Raw genomic sequence first — 335 nt, 5'->3', positions numbered from 1 at the left:
ACCGTTCAGGCGTGGCTGTCGAAGCACCCGGGCATCAACATTGTGTCGCGAGATCGCGGTGGTGGATATGGCGAGGCAGCAGCCAAGGCGCTGCCGAACGCCATCCAGGTCGCCGACCGCTGGCATCTGATGGAAAACGCGAGCGCGGCCTTCCTTGAAGCGGTGCGCCGTTCGATGAGCAAAATCCGAGCCGCAATCGGGGCGACGACGATCGATCTTAAACTGCTGACCTGCGCGGAAAAGCTTCGCTATCAGGGTTATCTGCGGCGCCAGGACAGCCATGCCGCAATCGCGGCTCTTGTCAGCGACGGTGTGCCGCTCAAGGAGATCGTCCG

The 335-nt window shown here is 62.4% G+C and carries 1 protein-coding gene; it reads left to right on the top strand.

The window, feature by feature from the left end; all coding sequences use genetic code 11:
- The coding region (locus tag AC0L3U_RS38845; RefSeq protein WP_473365033.1) for a transposase at positions 1 to 335 on the top strand (335 nt) is incomplete at both ends.

Source organism: Bradyrhizobium sp. Kon69, from assembly GCF_055807515.1.
Note: the sequence above shows the minus strand (reverse complement) of the source record. Positions and strands in the feature narration are given on the sequence as shown.